This window comes from Herbaspirillum sp. GW103, assembly GCF_000261365.1.
Classification (GTDB): Bacteria; Pseudomonadota; Gammaproteobacteria; order Burkholderiales; family Burkholderiaceae_D; genus Herbaspirillum.
Map to the genome: position 1 here is coordinate 456,551 of NZ_AJVC01000004.1, position 17,291 is coordinate 473,841.

Below are 17,291 nucleotides of genomic sequence, written 5' to 3' on the forward strand. Positions count from 1 at the left end.
ATCCTGGCAGGATTTGTTATTCAGAAACAACGAGTGAAGCTTAACTAACACCCGCGTGTGAACCGCCATCGTTATATTCGAATTATGCTATGCGCACTAGCAACGCGGTTTCTCTGTAACTGCTGGAAAAATCATTTAGCTTAGTTGGTGCGACCCTAAGTTCCTTCAACACCAACTTTGTTAAAGGAAAATTGCACTCGGTAACTCACTAAAGACAGATCCGGTATTGCTTCAGCTGCATATCTAATCGAATCAGGAAAATCGCTCGCAATCACCATCCCGCGAGGACGCTGATTGTCAGTTCTTGCATACCATCCAAGATATCTTGCAATCTGCCCGATCACAGCGTCTTTTGCTTCCCCTACTTTTAACTCGATCACAACGCGGCGGCCACCAGAATCTTGGGCGAGTATGTCGACAATCCCGACCTCGATCCGCTCCTGCCTTGCTGTGAATGTAAGTCCTTTCTCGATCGCCCCAAGATTCCGAATTAGATGCTCTTCAACATCACGTTCGTAGGTGATTGATGCCTCTACTCGCTGCTCAATGTCTTCTTCATCGATAACCTCCGCATCTGCATCCGAAAGTCGCCAGATGTTCTTTCCATGAGTGTTTTCATCATATATATAGAACAGATCATTGTCAGCTTTGAATAAGAACTTCTCTGCCGAGGGGTGATGACGGTAGGCGGTCGTGTTATTAACTTGGCAGCCATATAAATGAGCGGTCAAGGTTCCAGGCTTCCATTGGCCGGGAAAACGCGCATCGATGTATTCTCTAATTTGTTTGCGCGTTGCTCCTGTCGGCGTGTCTTGCAAAACTGCTCTAATTGCCTGTGCCATAGTGCTCATCGAGAGACCTCGCTTAAAAAAATTTTACCGGGGTAATGCAGTAACGGATTATGCGTCAAAGGGCATATTGACGACACAGCGCAAAGCCACCACCGGCGCGGGGCACTGATTGCGCATACAGTGCGCATATTCACCAATTTGCGAGAGTTTGGGCAAAATATTCCCCAGCAAAAAAAGTAAGAGCACATATGTATTTTATGGCCCACTATCAGCTCAAAGTGTTTCGAAACTCATTCATGATACGGTCCGTTTCCATTAGGACCTTCAGAATTCGTTGGTAGTGCTTTACGTCATCAAACTTGAGCCTTCGCCCTATTCTGTCTTTCAACCACCTCTGCGCAGGTTGATAACCACCGATATAGCTGCTCCATGCAATTTCAGGCACGTCGGAGAAGCACTGAGTTGAATTTACCCATACATTCCCATTCTCGAAGCGAAGCGCGTTGACCACATTGTCGCCTTCACCGGTGAAGGGAAAGGGAGTACTGCCAATGGTCGCGGTATCGAGCAAGTGTAATTTCCGTAAATGCATACCCGTGGCCGATATAGACCAGAAGTCCCCTGGCGAATCTGGCCAAGGAATCCGCGGGAAATCGATTTTCAGAAATTCATCATACTTTTCCCTATAAACTGGGGAATGCAACACTCCGTAGATGTAGTCAAATATGGCTACTTCGTCAGGAACTCCGTGATCCGGGTGGGTGGCCATTCGCCGCAATTTCTTATAGAGCTTTTCATCAAAGTTGATTCTGCGGGTCTGATCAATGTCTGCCTTCTCCGGATACAAGTAAAGTGGAAACAGCGAATTACTGTCATAGGCATCATAGGTTTTATGGCCGCATATTGTGGTCGTTACAAGCGCCCCTGTTTGTTCTTTTTTAATCTTCGGGCAGATTAGTCCAAGGTTATTGCCTGCAAGCATATGACGCATGACATTAGCGCGCCATCGCCAAAGAATTCGGTTATCGAAGTAAGTAACACGCGTGTCAAATGGTCGGTAGTTGATTGGCACGCATGTAAATTTTTCCCGGGCCAAGGTCGCCTTGTTGCCGAGAATCCATTCCGCATAGTTTTTTCCAAGGTCATATTTGGCCTTGAGGGTCGCCTCAGAGTGGTCGTGTTGCACTAGATCACGAAGATTTTCCTGCAATTCGTCGGGAGTTTCTGCGATTGCGAAACCATCTCCCATGGAAACAATTCCAGTTACGTTCACTGACATCAATTCAGCGAGACCGAAACCTTTTTCATACTGCTCCGCCAACCCGTAATCGCGCGGAATAAACGCGTATTGGGGGGCCTGTACTTCGAGAGTACGGAAAATCAGCTTGTCAGGGTCACTGGAATTCAGCGCCTGATATTTCTCTTCGCGAGCCCCCCACAATTCGCCGTGCCGTACCACTGCAAGGCCTGGGTCAGTGCTCTCTTTTAGTTTTACGGCAATGATGATTGCTACGCCCTGCTGAATGTCGAAAACGTTTTTGTCCGGCTTCCCATCTGGGGCCACTTCCTTTTTGTGGGTATTACCATGCAAATCGAGGATATAAATCTTGTCGAAGGTATTAAGAAGATGCCATCGCATACCCCGAAAAGTCGGGTTGTCTAGATATCCGTGATTAGTAATAAATCCAACTACGCCGTCGCCATTCTTTTCAATTAAGTGCTCCGACAAACGGATGAACTTGACGTAATCGTCGTGTAACCAGTGCTTACGTTCTCTAAAGTGCACACCGTCCACATATTTGTAATCCTCAATCAATCCACTAATCCATTCGCCCATGTTGTGGGAGACGCCGGAATAGGGAGGATTTCCGATTACGCACATGATGGGCATATCGCGCTTGATGCTGTTGGCGTTCTTGACCTCATTCGATAGCCATTGCGCGAAGGGCAACGTTTGATTTGCGGGCTCCCCTTCTTCCAGCGAATTTGTCAGGTAAATTGACAGCCGCGGAGGACTGCCAGTTGGCTTGTAACCCAACTCAGTCAAGATCATGTCGAGTTTCATATGACACATTGCGTAAGACGCCATAAGAAGCTCGAAACCATGTAAGCGCGGGATCAGGTCATTTTCTATATAAGATGACCACATGCCCGGTGCAACGCCAGCAACTTTAGGAGCGATTGTCTTAATCACTTCTGCCAAAAAGGTGCCTGTTCCGGTGGCAGGATCAAGGATTTGAACTCGATGAACCTCCTTCTTAATGGTGATGCGCTTGCCTTTTTTGCTCTGACCGGTATCCCAATCGATGGCGACCTTGGACGTATCCGCAAGACCATCTGCTAGCCCGAAATCTGTACGGAGCACGTGATCCAGAGCACGAACGATAAATCTTACGACCGGCTCAGGCGTGTACCAAACGCCGCGCGCTTTTCGTTTGGATGGGTTGTATGCCGCTAGAAAGGTCTCGTAAAAATGAAGAAATGGATCATTCTGCCCTGTCAGCTTCCCGAAGCCTGCCATGATTTTTTCCATATTGGTGGCTTGAAACGCTCCAGCTAGATCATCGATGATCCATGCGATACGATCATCGAGATCATCCCCCGCTAAATATCTAAACAAGTTACGTAGAAAAGGATTTGACTTCGGTAGTAGCGTGAGCGCCTCCTGGCGGCTAAAGGTATCGACGGTGGTATCGTGAAGTCGAGCAGCGAACATGCCATACGCTATGGTTTCAGCGTAAATATCAGCAAAGTCCTCAATCGTAATGTCATGGATAAGATGTTCTTTGAAGGCACTAAACTGTTCTGACAGCTCCGTTTGCAAGTTTTGATCAGCAATTAGAGCATTACGAAGCACTTCCTTAATCAGCTGAGTTTTTCCGGCCATGATCTCGGCCAATATACGCGGACTCGTGATAGCCGGTGGCCGCTGTGATACGAAATCCTTCAGCAACCTGCCTAGAGCTTCGTATTGTTCAGGATTGGGCTGAATACCCATTAAGTAATCGGCGATGGTAACTGATGCGACTAATTCGCCATTACGGTAAAAGTCCCAATCAAGGCAATTGGTATATAGCAAGTTAGGCAATGCTTTGAGATAGCGCTCTTGCTGACGCTTATTAGCGTCCTTCATCCTTCTGAGGCCAACTCCGATATCTTTCGCCTCTGCGTGTCCAATAGCTAATTCACCACCATGGAAAATAAAATCAGGAGCTCCGCAAGCCTCACGCTTGGGTTCATTGATGGCAACAACCCCCTTCTTGAGTTTGTTAAATAGCGCCGTGAGCGCCGGACGATAAGAATGTTCTGTCGCGGCACCGGATTTGTGTACCGCTATCACGGTAGTGAGGAACGAGGCTACATCAGCGGCATGCGAAGCTGAGTTGGACATTAGATTTCTCTTTACTTATGTGGAATACGGCACGTGTGGACATTTTTGAAGTTAAATTCGCGGCCAACGCACGACATGAGCGCCCATCTCTGCAACGGATGAAAGATTGACGTGGTTGCAAATTATTAACAGACCAAGTTCTCTTGCCTAGTCACGTCCGCGCTTGATATGCGTCAGGACTGCATAATGACAAAAATGAGAGTTGGCTTGCAATACATATTTCCAAATTGACATTACGTTTGGCCATAAAAAACGTGCCACGTCTGCATCAAAATGCGTCAGATTTGATGTCCGTGGGGCGGGCCACCCGGCCAGGCTGGGCGGGCTTCGGCGCTTAACGCAAATTTGAGTCAAAACCGACCTATGTAGCGGGCAGGCGCGGGGTGGGGGCAACTGCGCGCGCCAGGCCTAAAGGGCTCCAAACAATTCCATATTGACAATAAATAGATATTCCCTCCTCCCCCTGCTCATCACCCTAGGTCCGCCTAAGGCCCTTTAGGGCATCTTTCTCGATAGATTGGAAAGTTTGCTTCACTGCCCAAAGTGAGCGCAACAGCGCATTCCTCGTGCGCCAGCGCTAACCTTGCTAGGAAATCAGGAGTCGCCCTTTCATCACCGTTGGCGATCCGGCGGCCTGTTTGGAAGATATTAAGGAGTTGAGGTAGCCGAGGATGCGTTTGCCTTGCGACCATTGTTGACTTTTCATCAATGACGATGAAATACAACAACCTGTTACGGTCCTGTTCAATGAGATTGTAAGTTTCGGTAAAATTGCCGCGCAGCACAATTTCGCCAAAGAAATGACGCCTTAGCCAGGCAGCCGGGCCATCAACCGATGACCCGCATCCACATTAGTTTCACCACAACAAAAGATAACAATGCGCCAGGATCCTCAGGGGAGCCTGCGCAGGCCTTTGCGCCTGCGTGGGCGGGGCAGCCTTTTGCCCATCGTTTTGTGTCTGTTCCAGGCGGGGATGATGTCCAGCGCCTGGGCGCAGGCCGATGTGTCGACGCGTGAATTCCAGCGCCAGCAAGAGCGCGAGCGCGAATTACGTCGGCAGCAGGAGCGCGGCCCCGATGTGCGCCTACCGTCGCAGCCGGGCGCAGCTGCTGAGACCTCACCCACCCAAGAGTCTCCGTGCTTTGCGGTTCATCGCGTAGTGCTGGATGGTTCCGGCAGCGCGCGCTTCAACTGGCTGCTTGATCTGCCACAAGCCAATCCGGGTGGGCGCTGCCTCGGTGTGCAGGGGATTAATGCTGTAATGTCGGCCTTGCAAGACGCCATCGTCGCCCGCGGATACGTCACTACACGTGTCCTTGCCCGACCGCAGGATATATCAACTGGGGAGCTGCGACTGACCATCGTCCCAGGGAAGATCCGTGCGATCCGCTTTGCCGAAAATGCCGATCCACGAGCCACCCAATGGAACGCGCTGCCGGCATCGCCCGGCGACCTCCTGAATCTGCGCGACATCGAACAAGGACTGGAAAATCTCAAGCGCGTCCCCACCGCCGAGTCCGATATCCAGATTGCGCCCAGCGAAGGTAAGGATGCGGCCCCCGGCGACAGTGACCTAGTTATCAGCTATCAGCAGGGCATTCCCATTCGCCTGACTCTGTCGGTTGACGACAGCGGCACCAAGGCCACCGGCAAATATCAGGGCAGCGCTACCGTCTCCCTGGACAACTGGCTGACCCTGAACGATCTCTTCTATGTCAGCTTCAGCCACGATCTTGGCGGCGGTGATCCCGGCGCGCGCGGTAGCCAGAGCCAGGTGGTGCATTATTCGCTGCCGCTGGGTTACTGGGCGCTGTCTTTCACCAACAGCAGCAATCGCTATCACCAGGCCGTGGCCGGTATCAACCAAACCTATGTCTACAGCGGCCGTAGTGAGACAACCGAATTGAAACTGAGCCGCTTGATCTACCGCGATGCCGTGCGCAAGACCACGCTCTCGTTCAAGGGCTTCGTGCGCTCTTCCAGTAACTATGTCGACGACACTGAATTGCAAGTGCAGCGCCGTCGCGTGGCCGGGTGGGAGATGGGACTGGCGCATCGCGAATTCATCGGTGATGGAACCCTGGATCTGGCTCTGGCCTACAAGCGCGGCACTGGCGCGTTTGACGCCATGGCTGCGCCCGAAGAAGCGTTTGGCGAAGGCACCTCGCGTTTCCGGCTTATCACGGCAGACCTCAACCTGAACGCCCCCTTTTCTTTGCTTATGCCCTGGGGAAAACAAGCCATGCGCTACACCCTGAGCGCGCGCGCTCAATGGAACCGGACGCCTCTGACCCCGCAAGACAAGTTTTCGCTCGGCGGGCGTTACACCGTGCGCGGTTTTGATGGCGAGAACAACCTGCTGGCCGAACGCGGCTGGTACGTGCGCAATGAACTGGCGGTCGCCTTGGGCGCGAGCAAGCAAGAGATCTATACCGGTATGGACTATGGCGAAGTCGGCGGTCCCTCCACGGAACTGCTGGTCGGACGCCGCCTAGCCGGCGCGGTACTGGGCCTGCGCGGTGCGTTGGGCCGCACCAATTACGAGGTCTTCGCAGGTGTACCGATTTCCCAGCCAGACCGATTCAAGACGTCCCCCCTCACCGTCGGCATGAGTCTGATGTGGTCCTTCTGACAGAGCAGCCCCCTCGCCTCAACGACACCAAAGAGTAAAAATATGAACCAGCTTTGCTATCGCATCATTTTTAACAAGACTCGTGGCCTGTTGATGGCTGTTGCGGAAACTGCCCGCGCTTGCGGCGGTAAAAGGGCCTTGGGAAGCCGCCTCGGTGTCGCAATCAGCAGCCTGCCCGTGGCGCGGCTGAGCTGGATCGGGCTGGCCGTGCTACTAGCCACAGGGGCTCTGGTGACCACGATGCCGCGCGCTTACGCGCAGATAGTCGCAGATCCCAGCGCGCCGCATACGCAACAGCCGGTGGTAGTCAATACTGCCAACGGCATTCCCCAGGTCAATATCCAGACGCCCAGCGCTGCGGGTGTCTCGCGTAATACCTACAGCCAGTTCGACGTGAACCGCGCTGGCGCGATTCTCAATAATTCCCGCAGCGACGTGCAGACCCAGTTGGGTGGGTGGATCCAGCGCAATCCCAACCTCGCCAACGGAAGCGCGCGGGTGATCGTCAATGAAGTCAATTCCAGCAATCCCAGCATGTTGCGCGGCTTTGTGGAAGTGGCTGGTGACCGCGCCCAGGTGATCATCGCCAATCCCTCGGGCGTGACCTGCGACGGCTGCGGCTTCATCAACGCCAGCCGCAGCACTCTCACCACAGGCACCCCGATCATCAACAATGGCAGCCTGGACGGTTATCTGGTGCGGGGTGGTAGGGTGAGCATCGAGGGCAATGGCCTCAATGACAGTCAGTCCGATTTCACTGACATCATTGCGCGTGCCGTCAAGGTCAACGCCGGTATCTGGAGCAAGGAACTGAAACTCACTACGGGGACCAACCGGGTCAATGCCGACAACAGCAGTGCTGAGGGGATTTCTTCGGCTGAGGCTCAGCCCTTGCTCGGCATCGACGTCGCTCAGTTGGGCGGCATGTATGCCAATAAGATCGTGCTGGTCGGGACGGAGGCAGGCGTTGGTGTACGCAATGCAGGCACTATCGGCGCGGCGGCGGGCGAATTGACGCTCACCGCTGCGGGGCACATCGAGAACAGCGGGTCCATGGCCGCGCGAGACCAGCTGCATATACGTGCCGAAGGCCAGGGTGCCGGCGTGCATAATACAGGCTCCATCAGTTCTTCCTCGTCATCGGTCTCGCTCCAGGCTGATGCCGATATTGACAACAGTGATGCAATCGCGGCGCAGACTGAAGTTAAGCTTGCTTCGGCGTCGCTGCGTAATGGCGGCGCCATCAGCGCCGCTACCGGAGATTTATTGGTCGATACTGTCGGAGTAGTCGCAAACAGCGGCCAGCTAGAGGCGGCCGGCGACCTTGCGATCACCGCACATCAGGCAGCAGGTAATCTCGTGCCTGACCTGAATAATTCCGGCACCATCGCAGCAGGCGGTAACGTCTCGCTGGCGACGGATGGCGACTTGCGCAATGATGGCAGTATTTCCGCACAAGATGTGAGCACCAGTGCACAGAGTGTGGTGAACAACGGCAGTATCGGTGCGCGTGGCGGAGCTGCACTGAACTTGCAAAGAGGATTCCAGCAAGGCACCTCTGGACGACTGGCCGCAGTGGGCGATATCAATCTCACCATGAGCGGCGACTATGAGAACGCCGGCGACCTGCAAGCAAACGCGCTGACGCTCAGTGCTGCGAATATCGACAATCGGACGAACGCCTCGTTGCAGGCGACGGATATCACGCTTTCCGCAGCCAATCGCCTGAGCAATGCTGGTGAGATCAGTGCAAGTAAAAAGCTCAATATCACTGCAACCAGCTTCACCAACAGTGGTGCAGCGCTTGGTGACGACGTAGTGATACAGACGAGGACACTTGAAAATACCGGTGCCAACGCCTTGATCGGTGCTGGTAACAGCATGGCGCTGTGGGTCAGCGACACCCTAAGTAACCGTGGAAAGGCCATCATCTACAGTGGCGGCGATATGGAGATCGCAGCGAATGGTGCGCGAGACGCAAACGGCTTGGTCAACGCAGTCAACGAGATCATTAACGAAGATTCGGTTGTGGAAGCCGGCGGGAATATGGATATCGCCGCGGCCAAGATCACGAATAGCCGCAGTAATGTGTCAGTGGATCGTGTTACCACGGTGGACGAGCAGCGAACTTTAACGATTCCGTCTTGGTGGCACGCTGGGCCAAATCCAGCTCACTACGATCCGAATTCGTCAAACTACGTAGCGCACGAGTTCTACTATGTCAATCCGGCCGATGTTCTGGAAAATACGTATTTGGTGACTCCGGACGGTAATGTCGTCGGTCGGGCGGTTATCCGTACGCATGCTACAGATACCATCTTGATGAGAGACACGGGTGGCGGCTGGGGGGCATATGGCACCATTCGACGCATTACCGCGACCGATGGCACTCGGGTGCTCTACTACACCACACAAGCTAGTGGCATCAGTAATCCGGATCAGGTGTCCGGCGGCGATGATCTGCGTAATACGGGAACCAACGTGCAATGGAGTATGTTACCAACGTACTCCAACCAATATGGCTCCTGTACGACTGACTGCATTCGATTCATGGCAGAGCCGGGTTACACAGATCCTAACAGTATCATGCTCCGCGATACGCAGAAAGCATTGGCGCCTGAACTGAGCGCGTATGAGCGTGTCCGCTATGCTCACCACGTAGCAGTAGAAGACCAGTTGGCTGCAGACGCAGGTGTTGCCGCAGAAATCCGTGCCGGAGGCAACGCGAACATTCACATTGGTCAAACGCTGCAAAATCAGTTCAGCAATATCGTCGTGAATGGCGCGCTGAATCTCGGGGGGGCTGGTGCTGATATCACTAACAGCGGCCAGACTCTGTACCGTCGCCACTATTTCGACGGTACGTTTGTAACGACCGGCGGTGTCACGGTTGGTTACTCCAATCCCAGTATTTCAGAAGTAATAGGAACTACGCAAGGTGCCATTATCGGCAAGCAAGGGCTCACGATTACCGCTCGCAACTTCAGCAATGCCGACATTGCGGCTGGTAGCGCTGCTAACATTCGTAGCGATGTTATTCTCACCACCGGCAGCGGCCAGTCGGTAGGCAGCGTGCTTAACGATGCTAGTACTCGCCCTGGCGCAACCGCCCCTGACGCGCCTATTCCTGTTCGACCCAATCCAATGTTCGTCCCGGCCACTAGCGGCAACTATCTGCTGGAGACACGAACACAGTTCACCGACCGCCGCACCTGGCTCAGCAGCGACTACCTGCTCACCGCGCTCAATGTCGATCCTTCCACAACGCAGAAACGCTTGGGCGACGGCTTCTACGAGCAGCGCATGGTGCGCGAGCAAATGGCGCAACTGACGGGGCGGCCCAGTGGCATCGCCAACGACGACTCGCAATATCAGAAACTGCTGACCAATGCCGTGAGCGTGGCACAAAGCTGGAACCTGCGTCCGGGTGTTGCCTTGACTTCGGAGCAAATCAGCCACCTCACCAGCGATATCGTCTGGCTGGAAACACAGAAGGTTCTCCTGCCCGATGGCCGCACTGAAGAGGTTCTGGTGCCTAAGCTCTATCTCGCGCACGTTGACAAGGATGCACTCAAGAACAACGGTGCCCTGGTCAGCGGCGACAACATCACCATCCAGGCTGAGAATATCAGCAACAAGGGCGGCTTCATCGATGGTCGTGCCAGCGGCACTGGCCGCACCGTGCTGGTGGCGTCCAACGATATCGCCAACCTGGGCGGCGGCATCAGTGGCGACGAGATCGTGATCAGTGCCGGTGGAAACGTGCGCAATGAGACGCTCACCACCACCGAGACCTACAACAATGGACAGACCAGCGGCAGCTATACCTCCTTGTCGAATCAGGGCAGCATCACCGCCGACAAGAACCTGACCATCACCGCCGGGGAAGACATCACCAACCTCGGTGCAACGCTCGCCAGTGGTCGTTCTGGAGACGCGACCGCCGGTAAACTCTCCATGAGCGCAGGCCGCGATATCAATCTCGGCACCGTCAAGACCGGCAGCACCTACGACGCCAACTTCAGCGGTTACTTTGGTCACGCGCAGAGTGTTAGCAGCGTAGGATCGACCGTCAACGCGGGCGCTGACCTGACGATGGTGGCGCAGCGCGATCTGAGCTTGACCGCTGCGCAGGTGGACATCGGTACCAACGGCAGCGGTAGCGGCTCGCTAATGGCAGGACGTGCCGTGACGATCGGTGCAGCATTGGACAAGGCCGATTCCACGATCAGCCACACTGCTTCCAAGTCCTACACCCGAGCCGATAACGAGAGCGTTACGGTGAGAGGCAGTAACATCAACGCTGCCGACGGCATTAGCATCAAGGCCGGCCTTATGGAGAACGCCGACGTCAAAGTGGCCGCTAGCAACATTACCGCTGGCAAGGCGCTGGAGGTTGCGGCTAGTGGCGACATCAACGTGGTTTCCGAAGAGTCTTACCAGAGCCACAGCGAATACGCCCAAAGTACCTCTCGCGGCCTGCTCTCCAGCACCACGCGCACCAGCTATGGCAAGCGTGCCTACACCAATGCCGTGGGCAGTACCTTGAGCGGCGACACGACAGTGCTGCAAGCGGGCAAGGACATGAGCATCGTCGGCAGCAACGTCGTATCGAGCACCGGAACTTCGCTAGTAGCGGGAAACAACATCACAGTCGCCTCTGCCAATGACAAGTTCGAATCCGCCGAGGGTAGCAACAAGAAGAGCAGTGGTCTGCTTAGTGGAGGTGGATTCGGCTTCACCATTGGCACGCGCGAGCTGGATAACAAGAACACCACTGTCAGCACCACCGCTGTGTCGTCTAATGTGGGCAGCATTGATGGCAATGTCTCGATCACGGCGGGTAATACTTATACGCAGAGTGGTAGCAATGTGCTTGCGCCCAAAGGGGATATTGATGTTGTGGCCAAGCAGATCAGTATTCTTGCAGCGGCTGAGACCGAGCGCAATACGCAGGATATGGTCTTCAAGCAAAGCGGCCTGACGGTGCAGATCACCAGTCCGGTGTTGTCGGCGATTCAGACGGCGCAGCAGATGGCGCGAGCGGCCAAGAACACCTCGGGCGGACGGATGCAGTTGCTGGCGGCGGCCAATATCGGCTTTGCGGGAAAGAATGCAGTGGATGCTGTCCGGACGGGCCAGGGCTTTGAGGTCGATGGCAAAGATAATCCGCAAGTACGCACTAATGCCCTTGATGAAAACGGCAAGCTCAAGCTCGGCGCCGACGGCACCCCCGAGACGCGTGACGCCACGGCAGCTGACAAGGCAGGTGGCATCAATCTAGCCATCAGCGTGGGTGCGAGCAAGAGCGAGAACCACAGCCAATCCAGTGCTAGCACCGCGCGCGGCTCCACGCTCAATGCGGGTGGCAACATTAGCCTGGCTGCGCAGGGCGGTGGTGCTGATAGTAACCTCATTGTGCAGGGAAGCGACATCAAGTCCGGCGCCAACACGCTCTTGAAAGCGGACAACGAAGTACGCATGTTGGCTGCGCAAAGCACGACCGAACAGCACAGCAGCAACAAGGCGATATCGGGATCTGTGGGAATCTCGATTGGCACCGATGGCTTCCTTGTGAATGCAGGTTTGTCGGGGAGCCGGGGCCGTGGTGATGGGAATGATGTTGCCCAGGTCAATACGCATGTTGATGCGGGCAACAAGCTCACCATCACATCGGGCACGGATACCACGATCAAGGGAGCGGTGGCCAGCGGCAAGCAGGTGGTGATTGACGTCGGTACCAGCGGCAGCGGTAATCTCAATATCGAAAGCCTGCAGGACACGAGTACCTACAAGAGTCGGCAGCAAAGTGCAGGCGGGAGTATCTCGGTAGGCATGGGGAGGATGGGTGGTAGCCTCAATCTGGCGCGCAGCAGTGTGGATGGTAATTACGCCAGTGTGAATGAGCAATCTGGGGTCAAGGCTGGAGATGATGGTTTCCAGATCAAGGTGGCGGGTAATACGGACCTGAAGGGTGCGAAGATTGCCAGTACAGATAAGGCCGCTGCTGATGGCAAGAACAGTCTCACCACCCAGACGCTGACGCAGTCGGATATCCAGAACCGTAGTGACTTCAAGGCTGAGAGCCAGAGCATGGGTATGGGTACTAGTTTGGCTGGCTCGGCGTTGGGGCTTGCCGGAAGCGCGCTTGGGATGGGGAATGCCAGCGGTAGCGATAGCAGCGCGACCCGGAGTGGGATCAGTCAGGCTGATATCAAGATTACCGATGATGCTGCCCAGCAGGCGAAGACAGGGAACACGGCTGAGCAGACAATTGCAAGTATCAATGCTGATGTGAGCAGTGATCGTGATACCAGCGGGAAGATAACTAAGACGTGGAATGGTCAGGCGCTGCAGGCCAATGTTGAGGCGCAGGCACAGATTACGCAGGCGTTTGGGCAGCAGGCCTCGAAGCTGATTGGAGATTATGCGCAGGAGCAGCAGAATAAGGCGGTAGATTTGCGCGAGCAGGCGGATGCAGCTATTGATCCCGATGTCGCAAAGGCACTGAATGATCAGGCCAGCGCTATCGAAAGTAATTGGGGGCCGAATGGCACGATGCGTGTACTGGCGCACAGCGTTGTTGGTGGGCTGACAGGAGGGATATCAGGTGCAGCTGGGGTTGCTGCAGGCACATTGACGGCACCTGCGGTGAGCGATGCCTTGCAGAAGGCAGGCATTGATGGTGCTCTGGCTAAGGCGTTGACGGGGCTGTCGAGCACCTTGGCGGGAACGGCTATTGGCGGTACTGCGGGTGGGGCGGCGGCTTATAACGAGGTTGTAAATAATTATCTAAAACACGAAGAGGCACAAAGATTAAGTCAACTCCGAGATAAGCAGCAGATTGGACAGTGCGATAGCAACTGCGAAGCAGAAGTTAAATCGTTGGAGGCGCTGGATAAAGAACGCGACTTGGAATTCCAGGCTTGCATAGGTCAGGAAAGCCCAGGTTGCGTGCAGATCCTGAGGGACGTCAGGCAAGCTGCGGCGCAATATATTCGAAGAGACGCTCCAGTATCAGCGATGACGTTTACCTACGACGAGGCCGAAGGTAAGACGCTCGCGATGGCTCAGCAGACCATGAACGGCTATACCGTCTGGAATGTAGGTAAAGGTGCCGTAGACGCTGTTGCCGACTCAATAGCGATGATCGGCACAGTATTAGCAACAGGCTACAAGGCGCTGGTACAAGATCCTCAAGCGAAAGCTGACATCCAGAAAGCACTTGGAGCAGCTTGGGAATTTCTTAAGGAACCTGAGAACTGGCCGCAGTTGCTTGGCGCGATGTCACCTGCGCAGCGTGAGCTGCTGGCTCAAGCGTACGAAACCGGAGATGGAACGGTTATCGCGAAGATGGCTGGAGAGCTTCTTCTAAACATGCCTGCAGGAGGTGTATCAGGCACAGTTAAGAACGTTACGCGGACAGCAGAAGAAATTAAGACTATCGAACAGCTCGCAAAGAGGGTTGGTACAGAACGTGTAGTGGAAGTTCCAGTGGGCTCGAAGGGGAATTGGGAGCCATTGATCAATACGGGAAAAGATGGACAGTTGGCCCCGAAAACAGCCTACTTGCTAGATAATGGACATGTCTATATCACCGATGCCTCTGGCCGCGTGACAAAAGTGGAAGGGAATTTGAGCCTAAATACTATGGATAGAAACCCCTACCAACAACTTTGTGCTGGCAAGAGCGGGTGTGCAGGGGATGATGGTGGGCATTTGATTGCGAGTAGTCTTGGTGGCGCAGGGGACCGAATCAATATTGTTCCTCAGGCTTCAACGCTGAATCGAGGAGATTGGAGAGCGATGGAAGATTCTCTTAGAAGAGAATTGGCGTCAGGGAAAAGTGTGAGCGTAAGCATTGACCTCGCCTATCCCTCTGCGGGCGGAGCAAGGCCCCGAGCGTTTTCGGTATCGGTAACGGTTGACGGCGTTACGCAGCCACCGAGGATATTTAACCAGTGAGAGTGAGGTGAAGATGGATTTGTTAGAAGATGCATACTCCCAGATCGCTAATGGGATTCTTTGGTTTGTTCAAGAAGATGAATGGTCATGTGCGAAAGCCAGTGCTTCTATATGGCAGAGATCTACACAAGTTAGTTACACGAGAACAGTAAGAGAGAAAAAAATCACTGATGATCGATTTCCTCCTTTGAATATTGCATTGGATTCAAGTGATGCGTTTCTTTTTTTGCGTGACAAGTTGCTTGAGATGACCGGGCAGCGGATATGGGGAATGGAGTTCACGCTCTTTCCGAATGGGACGTTCGATATTGAATATGACTACTCTAAGCCCATCGGCTATGAGGAAAGTGATGAATTAATTAGCGGTGAAGAGATTAATCAGTCACTGCAAAAATTGAGGCCCGACAGCGACAAAAACTGATATTGGAAGGTTGAAAGCGCAGCTAAAAAACCTTTGAGCTAAAGCGGCGCGGAAGGTAGTGCCACTGCAACGCACATACAGTATGCCTGTCACAACGTTGGCTGGCGTCAGCAACAGCATGACGACGGACTTCGTGCTTGATGCGCTGAAGCTGACGCCCACGATAGCGATTTGGGAGAAGGTAACTGGTTCCCGCCTGTGCAGGGATGAAATGAAAGTCACCAAATGCCCAAGATTGCCCTTCTGCTGGTCTCAGTTTAAGCGGAGACGAGCGCGAATAAAGGCAGAGTCAGGCCACGACTTCAACCCACGCTATTTTACTTTTACTTTTTTGCTCCCCATTATGATGCGCTGGGGAGCATTAATGTCCCCGGTAATTTGCTGACCGACCGATCCGTGGATCGTCATCTGGACACTGCGCTTGTGAGTTTGCGATGGCGGTGACGCGTCAGATGTACTTATTCCCTCGGCGACGCCTAGTAAGCGAGCCTTCCCCATTAAGTCAAGATTGCGGAATCGAGCAAGTAATTGCTCCTCATCCGTCGATAGTGCTTGGCCACTTCTTATACCTGTAACGACAAATTGCACATCAACACCCAGACGAGAAACTGCTTGCAAATAGCCTGCGTCCGGGCGGCGTTCATCTTGTTCGTAAAACAATTGTGCACGGCGCTGCACCCCTCCTATGGCTGCAAATTCAGTTTGATTAAATCCCAGTCGGGTGCGTTCCGACTTGAGGCGTTCCCCAATTGTGCTCATAAAGACTCATAAATACATTGACATGAGTCCATTTGGACTCTATAGTCACGCCATTGCTAAGTGACGTGTACAACCAATTATCCCATATGCCTACTTTCTCCAAGCACGTAGCCCGTCCCCATATCGATACCTCGGTGGCCGTTACCTTTCGCCTTGAAGCTGATGAAGAACAAAGACTGGCTGAGTTGGCCCGCCAGGATTTGCGCACCCGCTCGTCCTTTGTGCGCCTGCTGATCTTGCGCGGCATGGCCGCTTACGACAAAGACATCAAAGCCGAACGGGCTTGAGCATCGGAGACCGCCATGTACGACGATCCCCGCAAAATCCGTCATCGCCGCATTGTTGTGCGCGTCAATGACGACAACTACGACATCATGAAAGCGCTGGCGCAGTATCAGGGTGAAAACCTGGCCACGCTGGCCCATGATCTGCTGATGCACCAGGCCATCGCCCTGGCGCAATCCTATTCGATGCCGATCTTATCCGAGCAGAACGTGCAAGCCAAGGCGCTCACGAGCCACTTTTCAGTGCCTCGCAATGCCTGATCTCGAACTGCCGTTCACCCATCCTGCGTTAGTCGAAGCCTTGGAAGTGATCATGAACCGCGAAGGCTTCGACACGATTGAACAGGCTGCTGAGTTCGTCATGGCGCAATCTGTTCGAGAAGGTATCAAACGTATTACTGGCAAGGGGCGAGCACTCTACGCCATCAAGGGAAAGAAAACAACATGCGTGTAATCAGCCTGCCGTGCCCCCATTGCCAAAGCCCAGTACGTGCAGCCAAAAGCCGGACCATGTCTACGCTGATGAAGGAAATCACCTATCGATGCCAGAACGTCGATTGCGGCCATACCTTCGTTGCCACGCTGGAGATTTCTCGTACTGTTTCCCTGTCGGCCATGCCCAATCCCGAGGTGAGCCTTCCCATCTCGCCCCGTGCGTACCTTGCACCCCAAGGAACAGGTACTGCCTGACGAGCTGCTGACCGCCTAGCCGGTCGCTGAACCCCAAAATTTACTAAGACCTGTCGTGCGCCGTTTGGCGCACGCGGGATTCGCTCACCCTAAAGAAACCTCACATGGCTCTCGACCAGCAACAGACAACGCTTGCCCTCGCCTCGCTGCGGCTTCGCATGGGCGACGACCTCAAAGAATTTCAGTGCGCCCAGCGCATGCTGCAGCGCAAAGCCGTGCTGCAAGACGAACTGCAGTGGAATGTGATCTGGCAGGGGAAAAACGCTATTTCCGCCCGCCTCGTCCAGCGCTTGCAGCGTCTCGGCGGCCTGATGGGAGCATGGTAATGCGTACTGTGATCGCCCATGGCATCGCTGT

General features: G+C 54.1%; 11 protein-coding genes. 8 read left to right on the top strand and 3 right to left on the bottom strand.

What is annotated here, in order from left to right; genetic code table 11:
- Nucleotides 1–155: 155 nt before the first annotated feature.
- Nucleotides 156–851 carry an endonuclease NucS domain-containing protein gene (locus tag GWL_RS14205; RefSeq protein ID WP_034350866.1) on the bottom strand — a complete coding sequence of 232 codons (696 nt, stop codon included), beginning with the start codon at nt 849–851 and terminating at the stop codon, nt 156–158.
- A 208-nt stretch (nt 852–1,059) separates the two neighbouring features.
- Nucleotides 1,060–4,182 carry a type ISP restriction/modification enzyme gene (locus tag GWL_RS14210; RefSeq protein ID WP_008331366.1) on the bottom strand — a complete coding sequence of 1,041 codons (3,123 nt, stop codon included), beginning with the start codon at nt 4,180–4,182 and terminating at the stop codon, nt 1,060–1,062.
- 977 nt (nt 4,183–5,159) lie between these two features.
- On the opposite strand from GWL_RS14210, the gene GWL_RS14215 reads away from it, so the two are divergent.
- From GWL_RS14215 to GWL_RS23425, 3 genes are read left to right on the top strand one after another with little or no spacing between them, the layout of a single operon-like run.
- Nucleotides 5,160–6,815 (top strand): ShlB/FhaC/HecB family hemolysin secretion/activation protein, encoded by a 1,656-nt coding sequence (locus tag GWL_RS14215; RefSeq protein ID WP_008331370.1) that lies wholly within the window; start codon nt 5,160–5,162, stop codon nt 6,813–6,815.
- A 42-nt stretch (nt 6,816–6,857) separates the two neighbouring features.
- Nucleotides 6,858–14,780, top strand: coding sequence for a hemagglutinin repeat-containing protein (locus GWL_RS14220; RefSeq protein WP_008331372.1), 7,923 nt, complete (start codon nt 6,858–6,860; stop codon nt 14,778–14,780).
- Between the two features lie 13 nt (nt 14,781–14,793).
- On the top strand, nt 14,794–15,201 hold the full coding sequence (locus GWL_RS23425) for a hypothetical protein (protein ID WP_157174251.1): 408 nt from the start codon (nt 14,794–14,796) through the stop codon (nt 15,199–15,201).
- A 312-nt stretch (nt 15,202–15,513) separates the two neighbouring features.
- Here the strand turns inward: GWL_RS23425 and GWL_RS23050 are convergent, their stop codons facing one another.
- Nucleotides 15,514–15,960 carry a helix-turn-helix domain-containing protein gene (locus tag GWL_RS23050; RefSeq protein ID WP_034350870.1) on the bottom strand — a complete coding sequence of 149 codons (447 nt, stop codon included), beginning with the start codon at nt 15,958–15,960 and terminating at the stop codon, nt 15,514–15,516.
- An 86-nt stretch (nt 15,961–16,046) separates the two neighbouring features.
- Between GWL_RS23050 and GWL_RS14235 the strand changes: the two genes are divergently transcribed.
- From GWL_RS14235 to GWL_RS14250, 5 genes are all read left to right on the top strand, one after another.
- Nucleotides 16,047–16,247: a hypothetical protein gene (locus GWL_RS14235; RefSeq protein WP_008331375.1), complete on the top strand. Its 201-nt coding sequence runs from the start codon at nt 16,047–16,049 to the stop codon at nt 16,245–16,247.
- A gap of 15 nt (nt 16,248–16,262) precedes the next feature.
- Entirely contained in the window at nt 16,263–16,505 is a 243-nt protein-coding gene (locus tag GWL_RS14240; RefSeq protein WP_006461600.1) for a hypothetical protein, read from the top strand.
- Nucleotides 16,498–16,698, top strand: coding sequence for a hypothetical protein (locus tag GWL_RS14245; protein WP_034350873.1), 201 nt, complete (start codon nt 16,498–16,500; stop codon nt 16,696–16,698). Before GWL_RS14240 ends, GWL_RS14245 begins: the two co-directional genes overlap by 8 nt.
- Entirely contained in the window at nt 16,689–16,934 is a 246-nt protein-coding gene (locus GWL_RS23055; protein ID WP_006465440.1) for an ogr/Delta-like zinc finger family protein, read from the top strand. Before GWL_RS14245 ends, GWL_RS23055 begins: the two co-directional genes overlap by 10 nt.
- Before the next feature lie 104 nt (nt 16,935–17,038).
- The gene (locus GWL_RS14250; RefSeq protein ID WP_008331380.1) at nt 17,039–17,260 is read left to right on the top strand and encodes a hypothetical protein; all 222 of its coding nucleotides are present in this window, start codon (nt 17,039–17,041) and stop codon (nt 17,258–17,260) included.
- The last annotated feature ends 31 nt before the right edge of the window (nt 17,261–17,291 follow it).

Bases quoted from the DNA above. Each gene is read 5' to 3' on its own strand.
- GWL_RS14205 (WP_034350866.1), bottom strand. From the start codon at position 851: ATGAGCACTATGGCACAGGCAATTAGAGCAGTTTTGCAAGACACGCCG.
- GWL_RS14210 (WP_008331366.1), bottom strand. From the start codon at position 4,182: ATGTCCAACTCAGCTTCGCATGCCGCTGATGTAGCCTCGTTCCTCACT.
- GWL_RS14215 (WP_008331370.1), top strand. From the start codon at position 5,160: ATGTCCAGCGCCTGGGCGCAGGCCGATGTGTCGACGCGTGAATTCCAG.
- GWL_RS14220 (WP_008331372.1), top strand. From the start codon at position 6,858: ATGAACCAGCTTTGCTATCGCATCATTTTTAACAAGACTCGTGGCCTG.
- GWL_RS23425 (WP_157174251.1), top strand. From the start codon at position 14,794: ATGGATTTGTTAGAAGATGCATACTCCCAGATCGCTAATGGGATTCTT.
- GWL_RS23050 (WP_034350870.1), bottom strand. From the start codon at position 15,960: ATGAGCACAATTGGGGAACGCCTCAAGTCGGAACGCACCCGACTGGGA.
- GWL_RS14235 (WP_008331375.1), top strand. From the start codon at position 16,047: ATGCCTACTTTCTCCAAGCACGTAGCCCGTCCCCATATCGATACCTCG.
- GWL_RS14240 (WP_006461600.1), top strand. From the start codon at position 16,263: ATGTACGACGATCCCCGCAAAATCCGTCATCGCCGCATTGTTGTGCGC.
- GWL_RS14245 (WP_034350873.1), top strand. From the start codon at position 16,498: ATGCCTGATCTCGAACTGCCGTTCACCCATCCTGCGTTAGTCGAAGCC.
- GWL_RS23055 (WP_006465440.1), top strand. From the start codon at position 16,689: ATGCGTGTAATCAGCCTGCCGTGCCCCCATTGCCAAAGCCCAGTACGT.
- GWL_RS14250 (WP_008331380.1), top strand. From the start codon at position 17,039: ATGGCTCTCGACCAGCAACAGACAACGCTTGCCCTCGCCTCGCTGCGG.